Source organism: Niveibacterium microcysteis, from assembly GCF_017161445.1.
GTDB classification, from domain to species: Bacteria; Pseudomonadota; Gammaproteobacteria; order Burkholderiales; family Rhodocyclaceae; genus Niveibacterium; species Niveibacterium microcysteis.
In genome coordinates this window covers 2155636-2172071 of record NZ_CP071060.1, presented here as the reverse complement: position 1 = coordinate 2172071, position 16436 = coordinate 2155636, and the positions used below count along the sequence as shown (strand labels likewise).

Below are 16436 nucleotides of genomic sequence, written 5' to 3'. Positions count from 1 at the left end.
CGAATGCCCTCAGTAACGGTAACGGGAGATCGCACCGACCATCTTCTCGGCCAGCGCGTTCAGATCGGATGCGGACGACGCCGTAACGCGCGCGCTCGCCGTAGTCTCCTCGGTCATCGTCGCGATGCGTTCCACCTGCTGCGCGATCGAGGTGCTGGCTGCACTCTGCTCGCGGATTGCGTCGGTGATGTCGCTGACCATTTCGACCGCCTGATCCGACGAACCGCGAATCGTGCGAATCGCCTCGCCGGCGGCCACCGCTTCGCTCGCCCCTTCCTTCACCGTGGCGACGGTGCGCTGCATGCGCTGCACCACCTGCTGCGCACCCGACTGGATGCGCGCCACCATCTCGGTGATCTCGCTGGTCGACTTGGCCGTGCGCTCGGCCAGACCACGCACCTCGTCCGCCACCACGGCGAAGCCGCGACCCTGTTCGCCCGCCCGTGCGGCTTCGATTGCCGCATTGAGCGCGAGCAGATTGGTCTGCTCCGCCACATCGCGGATGACTCCCACCACCGAAGAGATCCGCGCCGTCTCGCCTTGCAGGGCGTCCAGGCTCGCTGCCGTCTGGTCTACTTCGTTTGCGATGGTGCCAAAGCGCTGCACCGTTGCACCGACGACCGCTTCACCGGAACCCGCGCTGCGGCTCGCATCGGCGGACAGCGCAGCGGCGTCCTGCGCACGTTCGGCGACATGGTTGATGCTGACGGTCACCTCCTCCACCGCCGCAGCCATTGCCGACGCCGAATCGGCCTGCACGCCAGCGCCGTGGGCCAGCTGCTGCGAGGTCTTTTCCATGCCGCGTGCCGCCTCACCAACACGCTTCGCGCTCTGAGCCAGTTCGGCGAACGAGGCTTGCACCGATTCCACCATCGTATTGAACGCCGTCACGGTCTGGCCGATCTCGTCGCGCCCGCGCGACGGGATGCGTCGAGTGAAGTCCAAGGAGCTGCCAATCTCGACCACGGTATTGCGCAGCGCGGTGAGCGGCCGGGTTATCGAGGTGGCGAGCAGCCAACCAAGGATCACCATGCCCACGACCACCAGCGCGATCAGCCCAGCCAGCACACCAAAGGCGGTCTTGTACGTCGCGGCAGAGGCTTCGCGGGTGCGGCTGACGCGCTCGGAAGCTTCCTTCGCAAGCGTGCCGAGGATCTCGTTGCTGAGGACGGCGGCGTCTTCGATGAAGGGGCTTACCGCCAGTTCCATCGCCGCTTCGGTCTGGTTCTGGCGCGACCGCGTCAGCGCGGTTTCGCACACCAGCAGGTAGGCCGCGACGGTCTTTCGGAATTCCGTGACGCGTGCACGCGCGGTGGCGTCTTCGAGCCGGCTCTCAAAGCGCTGGATGTCCTGCTCCAGCGCCGCGCCCTTGGTCTTGAGTTCGCTGTCGAGCGCGGCCTTGCGCTGCAGATCGGGGTCTGCAATATGCCGGAAGATCAGCGTACGCAGTTCGTGGTAGCGGGTTTCGAAGCCTTTGACGGCTTCCAGCGCCGGCACTTCCTGTTCGGTGACCTGTCGCACCGAAGCGTTCAGTCGCCCCAGTTGCACCAAGCCGATTGCGCCCACCACGAGCAGCGCAAGAATGGCCCCGCCGATCAGACTGGCGAGCCGGGTCGTAATGGTCATGAAGATCTCCCCCGAGTCGACCTACCCGCTTCGCTACGCCTGCGGCGCGCAAAGGGCAACGTCGCAACTCAAGGGATTACGGCATCAGAGGCAGGCGACTTGAGCGTCGCCCGCTCACGCCTCGCAATATCGCGATCAAACGTCGCCGATGAAGTCGCGTTTACCGATTGCCAGGCCCGCGTGCCGAAGCAGGTCGTAGGCCGTGGTGTAGTGGAAATAGAAGTTCGGCAGCGCAAAATCGACGAGGTAGGTTGCACCATCCATGCGCAGCGTCCGTTCGCGCAGCGGAATCACGACGGTGCGCGTGTCGGCACCGACGAAGTCCGCCTGCGACAGCCCGCGCAGGAAACCCATGGTTTTGTTCACGCGCACGCGCAGATCCTCGAAGGTCTGCTCGTCGTCTTCGTACTTCGGCACCTCGACACCGGCGAGCCGCGCGCCGGCGCCTTTGGCGAAGTCACAGGCGATCTGAACCTGACGCTTGAAGTCGAACATGTCCGGGGCAAGCCGTGCGCCAAGGAGCTCTTGCGGGTCGACCGCGTGCTCGGCGCAGTGCGCGAGGGCGCGGTTGAGCAAGGCGTCAATGTGTTCGAGATGACGCTGGAAGGTGCCAACCGAAAGCCGATAGAGATCAATGGACATGGCGAGATTCCCCCTTGAATGTGGTCAGGCCCTACTGTGAATCGTCTTCGCTGAGTGCGCGTGGCAGGTCTTCAAGCTGTACCTGTTCGATTCGCGTGAAGTGGCCGGAGATCTTCTTGCTTGACGTATGAACGTCCTGAACATCTTCGTGCGCCTGGCGAATATGCGTGGCGAGCTTCTGCATGCGCTCGTCGAAACGGGTGAAGTCCTTGGCGAGCTTGCCGAGCGCATCCTTGATCACATGGATCTGTTTGCGCGTCTCGACGTCCTTGAGCACGGCGCGCGCTGTATTCAGAACGGCCATCAGCGTGGTCGGCGAAACGATCCACACGCGGCGCGCGAGCGCAAACTGGACGACCTCCGGGTGATAGGCGTGGATCTCGGCGAACACCGCCTCGGCCGGCACGAACATGACCGCTCCATCGGAGGTTTCACCTGGAATGATGTACTTCGACGCAATCGCCTCAACGTGGCGCTTCACATCGGCACGGAAGGCCGTCTGGGCTGACTTGCGTTCGACATCACCGACATCGGTGTCGAACATGCGGTGGTAGTTCTCAAGCGGGAACTTGGCATCCACTGCCACGCGGCCGGTCGGCTCCGGCAGGTTAAGCACGCAGTCGGCCCGTACGCCGCTGGCCAGCTGGACCTGGAAGGCATAACCATCGGGCGGCAGCGCGTTCTTCACCAATGCCTCGAGCTGCACCTCGCCAAACGCGCCACGCGATCGTTTGTCGCCCAACAACTCCTGCAAGCTGACCACATTGGTGGTGAGGCCATCGATCTTTTTCTGTGCCTCATCGATCGTCGCCAGGCGGGCCATCACGCTGGCGAAGGTCTCGTTGGTCTTCTTGAAGCCCTCGTCGAGGCGCTGGTGCACCACGCCGGTGATCGCATCGAGTCGCTCGCTCAGCACCCGCATCAGCGCCTCGTTGCTGGTCGCCATCTGCAGTGAGGCTGCCTTGAGGCCTTCCTGCAACAATTCGCGATCGGCGCGCGCCTGCTCCGCCACGCTCTTGAGCATCGCCTCGGTCAGCTGTCCGCGCAGTTGCTCGTGCCGTGTTGCAGTGGCCTGAGTCAACTCGGCAAGGCGGGCGGCAAGGTCTTCGCGTTGCAGCGCCCCACCCTGCTCCACAGTGCGCCGCGTATCGGCCACCGCATCGCCCGTGGCCCGCAGGGCTTCGAACACCTGCGATCGAAGCCGCTCGGCGGTTTCGACCTGCGTACCGGCAAGCCTTTCGACTTGCCGCTCGAAACCCGCCGCGAGATCGGTCTCGGTCAAACGCAGCGCCTGTACCAATGTGCTTTCAAGGCGCTGGATACGCGCCTCAGCATTCTGTTCAGCAGCAGCCAGTGCCGCGCGGATCGTCAGCGCCAACCAAGCGACGGCAGCAAGCGTCAGCATGGCGGCGAGCAAGGGCAGGAATTCGGTCATCGGCACTCCGGTTTCAACCCCAAGAGTATAGCCGGCAGCGCTCTTGCGCCCTCGGGCGCAGGAGCCCAGATCAGATGGCGCTAAAGCTCACGGTTCAAAGCTCCGTTAGCAGGACATGGCATCCCGCGAATCCGTCGCCCCCACCGCACCGCCGCCGCGCAGCACCTCGGCCTGGCGATGGCTGAGTGCGCTCGCGCAGGCGTTGATTGTTGTACTGATTGGCGAGACCGGCGTGCAGCTGGAACTCGCACGCCAAACCGAAGAGCAGCGCGCGCTGGTGCTCGCCTACGTCGCCGGGGTGCGTGCACGGCTTGAGACTGAGCTCAATTCGACCCTGTACCTGTCCTCAGGGCTTGTCGCGTTCGCCAGCGCCCGCGCAGACCTTCTCGACGTCGCACATGTGACCGACCTGTTGTCAGCGCTCTACAAGACGGGCCGCAATGTCCGCAACATCGTGATCGCGCCGGACAACCGCGTGAAGTGGGTCTATCCGCTTGCCGGCAATGAGCGCGTAATCGGCCTCTATTACCCGAACAATCCGCAGCAGTGGCCCGCGGTGGAGCGTGCAATCAAGCGGCGCGGCACCATTGTCGCCGGCCCCGTTGACCTGGTGCAGGGCGGGCGCGGACTCGTTTCGCGCACCCCGATCTTCCGATCCAACGGCGAATACTGGGGCCTGCTGAGTCTCGTGATCGACTGGGACTCACTGCAAAAGACGGCAGGCCTGGAAGCGGAATCCTCCGAGTATCGGCTGGCGATCCGAGGCAAGGACGCCGAAGGGGCGCGCGGTGCGGTGTTCTTCGGCAGCGAGCAAGTGTTTGCCATGCGGCCAGTGGAATCCCAACTCGAACTGCCCGGCGGTAGCTGGACGATCGCCGCGATCCCCGCCGGAGGCTGGACAACACCGTCAATACGAATCCAGGCGCTGCGCCTGCTTTACTGCGTGATCGCGGCGATGATCGGCTCGCTGGCCTATCGATTGATGCAGGAGAAGCACGAGCGCGAGCTGGCGCGTGACGAACTCGCGCGTCTGAACAACGAACTCGAAGCCCACATCAACGCACGGACGGCCGAGCTGCGCAGCGCGAACGACGAGCTCGCCCGAATGGTGCAGACGCTGCGCAAAACCCAGAGCGACCTGGTGCGCAGCGAAAAGCTCGCCGCCCTCGGCGCGCTCGTTGCAGGCATCGCGCACGAACTCAACACCCCGGTCGGCAACAGCCTGCTCGCGGCTAGTACCTTGATGGAGAAGCTGCGACAACTCACAAAGGGCGACGCCAACCTGAAACGCTCGGAGTGGACTGCAGCGCTGGCACAGATGCATGAGGCCAGCGACATCATCCAGCGTAGCCTCGGGCGGGCCAGCGAGCTGATCAGCAGCTTCAAGCAGGTTGCGACCGACCGCACCACCGCGCAGCGGCGACGCTTCACACTTGCCGGCGCCATCCACGACCTCGTCGTGACCCTCCAGCCGAGCTTGCGGCGTTCGGGCGTCAGCATCGATGAGGCCGAGATTCCGGACACCAAACTCGACAGCTACCCGGGCCCGCTCGATCAGGTATTGATGAACCTGATTCAGAACGCGGTGCTGCACGCCTATCCGAGCGGAGGGCCGGGCCGCATTCGCCTGTCGGCCACGTTGGACGGCGCTTGGGTCTGCATCGCCGTCGAGGATTTCGGCTGCGGGATTGCGCCAGAGAACCTGTCGCGCGTGTTTGACCCCTTCTTCACGACGCGCCTTGGCCAAGGCGGCACCGGCCTGGGCCTCCACATCGTCCACAACATCGTCACCGGCACCCTTGGTGGCGAAATCGACGTGAAGTCCGAGCCCGGTCGCGGCAGCTGCTTCACGATTCGGCTACCGCTGCACGCACCGCTGCAGCCGGACGACCCCTCAGACCACGCGGCCCATTAGTTCGACCCTTGTTCGCGCCGCGCACTGCGCGTCGCCGCATTCACACACGGACACGCGATAGCGCCACCACTCACGCCTCTGCCAAGCACTGAAGCAGCGTGGCGAGCACGAAACGCCCACTTCCACGGCTACTCCTTGCCCGCACTCCCGTCGGCAAAGCGCGGTTGGCGACGAAACAAAACGGCCACCTCAGCGCGCACAACTCCGAAACAGCGCCAGGCAGGCGCCGCCGGTTGTTCACGCCAAGGCCCGCAGGCTGGCAAGCGGCGGAGTGCGGAGCACACGGCGCGTGCCAGCCCAACCCGCCACAACCACCGCCACCACCGCCACCGCAGCGGCGGCCGCAAACGCACCGAGGCTGGGGGCATAGGCAAACTGGAACACCTGTGTCGCAAGCGCCCAGCCAACACCCAGCGCACCGCAACACCCCAGCAAGGCAGCGACCAGACCGAGCGCCGCGAACTCGGCCAGCAGTGCAGATCGCAATTGGCCATCTCGAGCACCCAGTGTGCGCAGGATCGCCAGCTCATGCGCACGCTCGTCATGCGTGGCCTGCAAGGCCGCCGCCATGACGATCAGGCCGGCGACCAGTGCGAGCCCGAACACCAGCTTGACCGCACCAATCAACGTATCCGTCGTCTGCTGCATCTGGCCAAGAATGGCGCTGGTATCGATGATCGTGAGGTTCGGATAGTCACGCACCAGCGCGGTTGTCAGCGCGTTGTGCTGCGGCGGCAGGTAAAAGCTGGTGATGTAGCTTGTCGGTTGTCCGGCCAGCAAACCAGGGGAGCCGATCACGAAAAAGTTAACGCGCATCGAATCCCACTCCAGCGCGCGCAGACTGGTGACCGGCGCTTCGACCGGCGTGCCTGCAATATCGAATCGCAAACGATCACCAATCTTGAGCCCCAGCGTCTTTGCGATGCCCTGCTCAACCGAGAATTCCGGTTTTTCGGTATTGCCATGCCACGCGCCGGCCACCACGCGGTTGCCTTCTTGCATGCGCGCGCTGTGGCTCAGGTTGAACTCGCGCTCGGCGAGCCGCTGTGCGCGGCCATCTTCATACGCGCCGGGGTCGACCGCACGGCCGTTGATGGTAACCAAACGACCGCGGATCATCGGCATCAGATCGGGTGGCGCGAGCCGAACGCTCTCAAAGCGCTGTCGGATGCCATCGAGCTGCTCGGGCTGGATATTGATGATGAAGCGATTCGGCGCGTCCGGCGGCAGCTTCCGCCGCCAGCCGTCTAACAGATCGCCATGCCCGACTGAAAGCAGCAGCATCGCGGTTACACCGAGCGCGAGCGACACCGCCTGCACGGTTGCACCGAGCGAACGGCGGCCAAGCGAGGCCAGCCCATACCGCCATCCGCCGCCCGCAGCGCCGGTGAGGCGCCGGGTACGCGCGAAGAGCCCGATCGCCAAGCGTGCAACGAGCCCATACCCGAGGAGCGCCACTGCAAACCCACCTGCCACCCATGCTCCCAAACGCCAGTCACGCGCCACCCATAACATCAGCGCAGTCAGGGCCAGGCCCGCAGCGAGCCAAGCAAGGCTGCCTGTTGCTTCAAAGCTCGCCCATTCGCGTCGCAGAACGCGCAGCGTGGACACCCGCCCCAGTCGCAGCAATTGGGGCATCGAGAAACCAAGCAGCAAGACGAGGCTGGCCACCATGCCCTGCAACGCAGGCCATACGGAGGGCAAAGGTAGGTCCGTGGCAATCAGCGTGCTGAGCGCCACGGCCAGAAGCAGATGAGCCAGCAAGCCCAGCACCGCCCCAAGGACAGCGGCGAGCAAACCCAGCAGCACGAATTCGGACAGAAACACGCTGAGCAAAGTCCGCTGCGTCGCACCGAAGCACCGCATGACGGCGCATCCATCTACATGACGCAGTACGAAGCGGCGCGTCGCGAGCCCAACTGCAACGGCCGACAACACCACCGCAAGCAAGGCTGCAAGTGACAGGAAGCGATGCGCGCGTTCAAGCATCTCACGCAACTCCGGACGCGCATTGGCGATCGATTCGATCGATTCCCCGCGAGTCAGCCGCGGCTTGCTGGCTCGTTCAAACGCTGCGACCGTCGGAGCGTCGCCCGCCACATGCAATCGGTAAGTCACGCGGCTACCCGGCTGTACAAGGCCGCTAGCCGGTACATCGTCGAGGTTCATCATCAAGCGCGGCGCAAGCGCAAAGAAGTTGGTGCCGCGGTCCGGTTCATAGCTCAAGATCGCGGCCACGCGCAGCTTCAGAAGGCCAACGCCAACCTCATCCCCGACACGCACACCGAGTGCCGCGATCAGGCGTTCATCCAGCCATGCCTCGCCGCGGGCTGGCCCTGTCGTGACAGGGCGCTCTGGCGCGGCCATGTCCGCACGCACGCGCAGGCCACCTCGCAAAGGGTAGTCCGCGCTCGCTGCCTTGACGCCGGCGAGCTGCGCCTGTTCGGCCGTGCTGACCATGCTCGAGAACAGCCAAGTTTGCGCCTGTCGCAAACCCCTGGCACGGGCATCGTTCGTGAACACCGGCGGCAGCGGGTGATCCGCCACCAGCAGCATGTCACCGCCCAGCAACTGGTTGGCATCGCGATCCAGCGCCCGGCCCACTCGATCGGTCAGGAACGCCACGCTGGTGAGGCTGGCAACCGCAAGGACCAGCGCGACGAGCAACAGATTCAGTTCACCCGCACGCAGGTCACGGCGAAGCGTGTTCAACGCCAGTCGCAATAATGCCATTGGTATTTCCGGTTAAACAACAAAGTTTCTGAAAGCGGCGTAGCGATTAGGTTCCAGACATCGTGACGAAGATCACTCGCGCCGATCCGTTTCACGGTTTTTAACAAGCCTCGCGGCACAGGGTTTCTTTAGGCTACACAGCAGCAGAGCCGATGCTTTGCTGCGTACGCAGATACCGCCCCCCCGCCTCGTGCGAACGGTCTCAGCGTACGCGACACCAAACCGAGGAAAGACATCATGCACAAAAAGATCGCCGCCGGGCTGCTCGCCCTGTCGGCTGGCGCCGCGGGCACAGCCGCGGCTGCGCCGATCAGCAGTTTGATCGGCACCACCACTACGCCGCAGGTCCAGATGGGCCCAGAGTGGTTCAGCCGCTTCGACGCGTCGCTGATCACCAGCAGCCAGTTCAATGCGCTCAAGACAAGCCCGGCAGCACCGCTGGGGCTGTTCGCCACGTCCGAAAAGGTGCGCGTCACCTATGTCGGCACGGGCGCTGCGCGGGATTCCAATCTCTTCCTGGCAAGCGATGGCGGCGGTTTCGACACCGCCGCGTTCTGGAATCCGATCTACGCCAGCGGTGGCACCAACAACCTGAGCATCTACAACCCGGTCAACAGTTCCAACCAACTGTTCCAGACTCGTGCTGGTTGTTCCTATCAGACCGCCAAGGCCGGTAACACCTGCCTTGCGACGCAGATCGGCATGTCGCGCGACATCACCGGTCTGACGGTCGGCAGCCAGCTGGTGTTCGGCCTGCAGACCCAGCGTCTCGTCTACGACGGCATCAACCTGCCGAACGTCGAGTACTTCTTCACCGGCCCGGGCAGCACCAATGACGACCCGCGCGGTTGGAACGACGACGCGATCCATGCCCGCGCGTTCGCGCTGGATATCGGCGACGACCGCCTGCTGGTCGGCTTCGAAGACACTTGGCTCGGCGCCGGTAGCAGGAGCGACCGCGATTTCAACGACATGGTCTTCATCTTCGAAGGTGTCGCGGTTGAGCATCCAGTGCCGCAGGACAACCCCGTTCCTGCTCCGTCCTCCGCCGCACTGCTAGGCCTCGGCCTTGGATTGATGGCGTGGCACCAGCGCCGGCGAGTCACGCGCTAAGCAGTCAGGAGCGCCTTGATCCGACCCGGATCAAGGCGCAGTCAGCGCGTTGCCGGGAAAATCCGCCAGATGGATGCTCCCGACAACGCCTCACCCTTCGGCAAACGCCGCTACAACGCCTACAACGACTGGATCGCTCGCACCCACGGCGGTCGCATCCAGAAAGTGTCCGTCTCAGCCGGATTTACCTGCCCCAATCGCGACGGTACCGTCGGCACCGGAGGCTGCAGTTTCTGCAACAACGCCGGCTTCACGCCAGGCTATCTTGATGCGCGCGCCGACATCCACGCACAGATCGACACTGGCATCGGCTTCCTGAGCCGTCGTTATCCAAACACGCGCCGCTACCTCGCTTACTTCCAGACCTACAGCAACACCTACGGCGAACTCGCGCGCTTGCGGGCCTGCTATGAGGCTGCTTTGGCGCACCCCGCAATCAGCGGTCTGGCGATTGGCACCCGGCCGGACTGCCTCTCCGATGCCGTACTCGACTACCTGGCCGGGCTCGCCGAACAAACGCAGATCGAGCTTGAGATCGGCATCGAATCGACCTCCGATGCGGCACTCACGCGCGTCAATCGCGGGCACGATTTCGCTTGCAGCGTCGATGCCATTCAGCGCGCCGCCGCGCGAGGGCTGTTCATCACGGGGCACCTGATATTCGGCCTGCCGGGTGAGTCGCGCGAAGACATGCTCACCGGCGCATCCCGCCTTTCGGCACTACCGCTCCATGCGATCAAATTCCATCAACTCCAGTTGGTGCGCGGCACCGCTCTGGCCCGCGAATGGCAATCGGATCCAGCCAAGGTCCCCCTGTTCGGCGAGGACGAGTATCTGGCCTTGCTCGCTGACTTCGTCGAACGCCTGGCGCCACGAATCCTGATTCAGCGACTCGGAAGCGAAGTACCGCCGCGCTTGAAGCTCGCGCCGCACTGGAACCTGCGCCTGTCGGAACTGGCGCCACGACTGGAAGCCCTGCTTACCGAACGCGGCACCCATCAAGGCTTCCGCTATCACGAAATGTGAATTCGGTAAAAAACCACAAAAACCGACAAGACGCTCCTGCAAAGCCCCCTTAGCTTAGCGCCCACACGCAGAAGCGCGCCCGCCCGAAGGCGGCAGCGACGCCAGGGAGGCTCGGGCATCTCAGCCCGGATCCACATCAATCAGGAGCAACAAACCCATGCGCAGCACCCTGTTCAAGCAGATCCCGATCGCCGTCGCACTCTCGCTCGCCCTCGGCGCTTGCGGCGGCGGTGGCGGCGGTAGCGACACCACCACCCCGACGACGCCGACTACCCCGACCACACCGACCGACGGCGCGATCACCATTTCGGCCGCCGCAGCCAGCGCCGACAGCCGCCTCGCATGCTTCAAAGGCACTGCCAGCGCTGAGTGCGGACTTCGCGTCTACCAGATCATGGTGGAGTCCTTTGTCGACGGTGATTCAAGCGCGGACTACAACGCCGGCTACGGCTCCAGCCACCACAAGGGCGATCTGCAGGGCATCATCAATTCGCTCGACTACATCAAGAGCACCGGCTCGAACGCGATTTGGCTGACGCCGATTTTCGAATCGATCCCCAAGGCGGGTCAGGACATCTGGGCGACGCGCCTCGACGCAACGGGCTACTTCACCAGCAACTACTTCAAGGTGGACCCGAAGTTCGGCACGCTCGACCAAGCCAAAACGCTCGTCGCCGAGGCCCACAAACGCGGCCTGTATGTGTTCTTTGATGGCGTTTTCGGGCATCACAAGGATAACGTCGTCGCGTCTCCGGTCACCGGGAATAGACCTAGCGGCAGCGCGAACCCAGTGAGCTACCCGGGTAGCTACGACTTCTACGCCGAGGTCGCGACTTACTGGATCAAGGAGCTGAAGATCGACGGCTGGCGTCTTGACCAAGCCTATCAGGTGCCAGTTGATCAGTGGGCCAAGCTGCGCGCGGCGGTCCAGCAGGCGTCGGCAGGAGTGAGTTACACGAACGCATCGGGCGCCACCGTGAACCCGCTGGGCTACATGGTAGGAGAGATCTGGGATTCCGCCGATGCAATAACCCGAAGCGGCTACGGCACCGCCACGCAACCGGGTCTTCTGTCCAACTTCAATTTCCCAGGGCGATACGCATTGGTAAAAACGCTCGCTACCCAGGAAGACACATCCCAATCTTGGGCGAAGCTTCAGCCGGCGACGACACTCAGGGACGCATTCCCCGCGGCCTACCCTGCCCATGCCATGCCGAACCTGATGCTGACCAACCACGACCTGGTCCGCTTCGGTGATCTGCTGCAGCGTGGCGGCATCGCCCAGCCGTCGGATGACGCGTACTGGAATCGTCACAAGCTGGCGTTCTCGTTCATGGCTGCATACAGCGGCCCGATCACGCTGTACTACGGCGACGAAATCGGTCAGGAAGTCGCTGGCTTCGCGGCGAAGCAACCCGATTCCACCTGTGCCGCAATGGGTCTCTGCGACGACCACGTCAGCCGTGACAGCGCCGTCATAGATGGCGTGGCGACCACCGTGGGTGGCTCGGTCGGTGCACTCAACGCGCGCCAAAGCGATCTGAAGAGCTACGTTTCAAAGCTCTGGGCGCTGCGCGACAGCAACCCGGCGCTCGCCTTCGGTTCGCGCACCCATATCTACGCCGACAGCACCCTGTACGTCGATCGCAAGGACGCCGGCGCCAACCGTGTCCTGGTGATCCTCAACACGGGCAGCAGCGAAGCCACGATCAAGCTCGACAGCAAGGCCATCAGTGGTGTGACAACCGATCTGAGCGACCTGCTCGCCAGCAGCACGATCAGCGCAGCGGACGGGATCTATACGATCAAGGTGCCGGCACTCAGCGCCCGTTTCCTGAAGTTCTGATCCGCCAAGGCAATCGACAGAAGGGCCGGAGTAATCCGGCCCTTTTTTTGTTCACACCTGCAATGCGAGGTGCCTGCGCTCCCAAGCGCCAACCTCGCCCATGAATGAATCGAGCTCAGTCTGCTTGACGCCGCAGTACGCCCGCAGAAATCCGGCGCCGAGCATCTCCGCGGCCGGCACGCTGCCGCGCAACTGCTGCAGCGCAGCCTCCATGCCCAGCGGGAGTTCGCGCGGGAAGGCATAGCCGGAACGCGCGCCGATCGACTCACGACGCGTCAAACCCTCCTCGATCCCGCGTAGCCCACAGGCGAGCGAAGCGGCAATGACGAGATAGGGGTTCGCGTCGCTCCCCGCGAGGCGATTCTCGACCCGCCTCGCCACAGGCGCTGCGCTGGGAACACGCAGGGCCACGGTACGGTTGTCCTCGGCCCACTCCAGATTTACGGGCGCCTGGGATCCGTTGACGTAACGTCGCCACGAATTGATGAAAGGCGCGAACACCAGCATCAGATCTGGCAGGTAGCGCTGCAGGCCACCCATGAAAGCGCGAAATGCGTCGCTGTCCGAACCGTCGCTCGCAGCAAAGATGTTGTTGCCCGCCGAATCGACAACGCTCTGATGCAGATGCATCGAGCTACCCGGCTGACCGCCCAACGGCTTGGCCATGAAGACCGCAAGCAAGCCGTGGCGCGCAGCCACTTCCCGCAGGGCCATCTTGAAATAGATCACCTGATCGGCGAGATCCATCGGATCGCCATGCAGCAGATTGATCTCATACTGAGACGCCCCCACCTCATGCAGCCAGGTATCCGTGCGCACCCCCAGCCCGTCCAACGTGGCAGCAAGTTCGTCCCAGAAGGCGGCGTGCTCGTTGGCCGCGTCAAGGCTGTAACCGGCGGGCGTTTGTTCAGTCACACCGCCGCGTCCGCGCGGTGCCTCAAACCCACGCTCGACACGATCATTGCGGTCGAACAGGTAGAACTCGATTTCCGGCGCTACCACGGCTTGCAAGCCAAGCTGCCGGTATGCCTCCAGCACACGCCGCAGTACGGCTCGCGACGCGAAATCCGACGCTCGGCCATCGCCGTGGACAGCGTCGTGGATCGCGATCGCACGGTTCGGCCGCCAGGGCAGCACGCGCAGACTGCGCGGGTCGGCGATCAGCCGGATGTCCTGGTCCGCATCGCCGGTGATGTCGTCATCCGGATAGTTGCCGTCGATCGTATGCAGGCCGATTGCTTCCGCAATACGCAGTTCTGCGCCATTCCGGAAATCGCGCAGCGGCCGGATCTTGCCTCTCGGCACCGCGTTCACATCGGGAAACATGCAGGCAACGTCCCGCACCGCGGCAAGGTCGATCGTTCGGGTCTGGTAGGACATGGCAGCGGCCTCAATCGAGGCGTCGGCGGATGAAACGCGACAGCCTACGCGCCAATCGACCGGGTCGCGAGAGCCAATTGCGCGCACGCCGACACACCACCGCGCCGTCAGAAACGACCGCTACAAAGAAAAACGGCCGGGATATCCCGGCCGTTTCTGGCAATCAGCGTGCGATCAGTCGAACTTGCGACGCGGGCGCTCGGCACCGAAGGGCTTGCTATCGCCCCAGGACTTGCGCGGTGCATCCGGACGACGGTCGGCAAAGCTGCGCTCGCCGCTCGGGCGAGCTTCGCGTTGCGGACGATCGCCGTAGGGCGCGGCATCGCGCGCCGGACGATCACCAAAGCTACGCGGCGCCTCGTCACGACGGAAGCCTTCACGCTTCGGGTAGCCGTCACGATTGCCGAAGCCTTCACGGCTGGCCGGGCGTTCGCTGTTGCCGAAGCCTTCGCGATTGCCGAAGCTCTCGCCGCGCGGCGCGCGGTCGCCAAAGCTGCGCGGTTCGCTCGCGAACGGACGACGGTCGCCAAAGCTACGCTCACCCTGCGGACGGCGGTCACCAAAGCTGCGCTCGCCCTGCGGACGACGATCACCGAAGTTGCGATCGCCGAACGGGCGGCCTTCACGGCGCTCGCCTTGCGGGCGACGCTCATCCCACTTGCGCGGCGCCGGGCGACGACCGTCACCACGGGCACCCGGCTTGAACTCGGCAACCATGCCTTCGACTTCGGTGATCTTCACCGGGCGGCCGATGAAGCGCTCGATGCCGCGCAGTGCGCCCACATCGTCGCGACCAACAAAGGACACCGCGGTACCCGTGGCGCCAGCGCGGCCAGTACGGCCGATACGGTGCACATAGTCTTCAGCGAACTTCGGCAAATCGAAGTTGAACACATGGGTGATTGCCGGCACATCGATGCCGCGGGCGGCGACATCGGTTGCCACCAGCACGCGCACTTCACCGCGACGCAGCTGGTTGAGCATGCGGGTACGTTGGCGCTGCTGCAGGTCGCCGTGCAAGGCAGCCGTGGCATGACCTTCAGCATCCAGCGCGGCGGCGAGTTCGTCGGCGCTACGCTTGGTCGAGGTGAACACGACGGCTTGGCCGCTGGCTTCGCCGTTGAGCCAATGGCTCAGCAGGCGGCGCTTGTGGCCGAAGTTGTCGACGAAAACGATCTGCTGGTCGATTGCATCGGTGCGAGCGACTTCGGCCTTCACTTCGATCGTCTGCGGATTCTTCTGCAGTTGCGACGACAGCGACAGCACGGTACGCGACATCGTGGCGGTAAAGCACACGGTCTGGCGATCGGTCGGCAGCTTGGCGGCAATCGCCATCACGTCGTCCGAGAAGCCCATGTCGAGCATGCGGTCAGCTTCATCGAGCACGAACACTTCGAGGCGCGAGAAGTCCAGACGGCCCGATTGCATCTGGTCCATCAAGCGACCCGGCGTCGCAACGAGGATCTCGTGCGGCGTCGAGATGGCGCGGTTCTGTTCGCGGTACGACTCGCCACCGGTCACGCAGATCGTCTTGACGCGATTGAGCTGGCGCGAAAACTGTTTTGCAGCGTTGGCAACCTGTTGCGCGAGTTCGCGGGTCGGCGTCAGGACCAGGATGCGCGGACCGATGCTCTTGGTCTTCGGCGCTTCGGTCAGGCGGGCCAGGGCGGGAAGCAGGAAAGCGGCAGTCTTGCCGGTTCCGGTCGGCGCGGACGCAATCAGGTCGGCGCCTTGCAGCAGCATCGGGATTGCTTTCTGCTGCACGGGGGTCGGTTGAGTCAGGCCTTGCGAGGCAAGGGTGGACTCGAGGGTTTGGCCAAGGCCAAGGTCGGCGAAGCCGATATCGGACATTCAATTCTCCAGTTCGGACAAACAAAAGCCGCCTCGGCGCATGAATCGAACATTCGATTCAGTGGCGCAGAGCCAATGAGGGCTTGCCAGGAGGCAACCCGGGATGGCGCATCGCAATAAACATCGATGCCAACCGGGTATGTCGAACGGGAGAGTCCGGAAACGACGGGAAGCTGGAAATCGATGCGTGCCGGAGGTGAAACTAACCGGCAGCCGAGACGAAGGGGCGGATTATGCCACGGTGCGCAGGAAACACCAGCTTTATTTTGCTCAGCAGCGATTCAGACCTTCAGCTACCGCGCAATCGACCAGTCTGGCCTGCGCGCAAACCACGGATACTCGGCCCTTCGAGTTCGCGCTCGCCGCGCATGAACACGTTGTCGCGCACCATCGCGAAGCCGAGCGCGTTTGCAAGGCTGGTCATCGGGAGATTTGAAGCCAAACAACACAAGCGCACCCGCCGCGCGCCCTGCGCAGCGAGCATGCGGAGCATCCGCTCGCCAAGTCGCCGCGCAAAGCCGTTGCGCTGCGCGCGCGGCAGCACGGAGAAACTCAACTCCCATGCACCGTCCCACTCCGGTGCCGCTTGGGCCAGGGCGACCAGATCGCCATCGGGCGAAACCATGCCGCAAAAAAGATCGCTGGAGAAATCGAGATCTTCTGCAAATCGCAGCAGGGTGGCGTCCGGAAGGATGTGCCCGAAACGCTTGTAGCGCGCGCCCGCCGGCAGCGACAACCAGTGCCGCGCGATCGCTTCGGTGTCAGCGTCGGAGAGGCGTCGCAGTTCCCATTCCCGGCGCGGAGGCGTTTGGCTCGGCCAACTCATGATGCTGCGCATGATCCACCAAAATGCAGAGCGCGACCACCTC

Annotated in this window: 11 protein-coding genes; 4 read left to right on the top strand and 7 right to left on the bottom strand. The window is 63.9% G+C overall.

Features of this window, described 5'->3' with window-relative positions:
• Positions 1-9 precede the first annotated feature (9 nt).
• The 3 genes from JY500_RS09845 to JY500_RS09835 all read right to left on the bottom strand — a co-directional run bounded on the left by JY500_RS09845 (position 10) and on the right by JY500_RS09835 (position 3703).
• Complete coding sequence (locus JY500_RS09845) at positions 10-1626, bottom strand: methyl-accepting chemotaxis protein (protein WP_206256224.1); 1617 nt, start codon at positions 1624-1626, stop codon at positions 10-12.
• Between the two features lie 135 nt (positions 1627-1761).
• Positions 1762-2268, bottom strand: a complete 507-nt coding sequence (locus JY500_RS09840) for a DUF1993 domain-containing protein (protein WP_172199283.1) — start codon at positions 2266-2268, stop codon at positions 1762-1764.
• A 31-nt stretch (positions 2269-2299) separates the two neighbouring features.
• Complete coding sequence (locus JY500_RS09835; RefSeq protein ID WP_206256223.1) at positions 2300-3703, bottom strand: DNA recombination protein RmuC; 1404 nt, start codon at positions 3701-3703, stop codon at positions 2300-2302.
• A gap of 115 nt (positions 3704-3818) precedes the next feature.
• On the opposite strand from JY500_RS09835, the gene JY500_RS09830 reads away from it, so the two are divergent.
• Positions 3819-5618 (top strand): ATP-binding protein, encoded by a 1800-nt coding sequence (locus JY500_RS09830; RefSeq protein WP_206256222.1) that lies wholly within the window; start codon positions 3819-3821, stop codon positions 5616-5618.
• Positions 5619-5855: 237 nt separating this feature from the next.
• Here the strand turns inward: JY500_RS09830 and JY500_RS09825 are convergent, their stop codons facing one another.
• Complete coding sequence (locus JY500_RS09825; protein ID WP_206256221.1) at positions 5856-8351, bottom strand: ABC transporter permease; 2496 nt, start codon at positions 8349-8351, stop codon at positions 5856-5858.
• Between the two features lie 237 nt (positions 8352-8588).
• Between JY500_RS09825 and JY500_RS09820 the strand changes: the two genes are divergently transcribed.
• From JY500_RS09820 to JY500_RS09810, 3 genes are all read left to right on the top strand, one after another.
• Positions 8589-9464 (top strand): PEP-CTERM sorting domain-containing protein, encoded by an 876-nt coding sequence (locus JY500_RS09820; RefSeq protein WP_206256220.1) that lies wholly within the window; start codon positions 8589-8591, stop codon positions 9462-9464.
• Positions 9465-9533: 69 nt separating this feature from the next.
• Entirely contained in the window at positions 9534-10490 is a 957-nt protein-coding gene (gene mnmL / locus JY500_RS09815; RefSeq protein WP_206256219.1) for a tRNA modification radical SAM protein MnmL/YtqA, read from the top strand.
• A gap of 157 nt (positions 10491-10647) precedes the next feature.
• A complete protein-coding gene (locus tag JY500_RS09810) occupies positions 10648-12336 on the top strand; it encodes an alpha-amylase family glycosyl hydrolase (RefSeq protein WP_206256218.1) in 1689 nt (562 codons plus the stop codon).
• Between the two features lie 51 nt (positions 12337-12387).
• Here the strand turns inward: JY500_RS09810 and JY500_RS09805 are convergent, their stop codons facing one another.
• The 3 genes from JY500_RS09805 to JY500_RS09795 all read right to left on the bottom strand — a co-directional run bounded on the left by JY500_RS09805 (position 12388) and on the right by JY500_RS09795 (position 16393).
• Positions 12388-13716, bottom strand: a complete 1329-nt coding sequence (locus JY500_RS09805; protein ID WP_206256217.1) for a glutamine synthetase family protein — start codon at positions 13714-13716, stop codon at positions 12388-12390.
• Positions 13717-13890: 174 nt separating this feature from the next.
• Positions 13891-15567 (bottom strand): DEAD/DEAH box helicase, encoded by a 1677-nt coding sequence (locus tag JY500_RS09800; protein WP_172199259.1) that lies wholly within the window; start codon positions 15565-15567, stop codon positions 13891-13893.
• Positions 15568-15856: 289 nt separating this feature from the next.
• A complete protein-coding gene (locus tag JY500_RS09795; protein ID WP_172199256.1) occupies positions 15857-16393 on the bottom strand; it encodes a GNAT family N-acetyltransferase in 537 nt (178 codons plus the stop codon).
• Positions 16394-16436 lie beyond the last annotated feature (43 nt).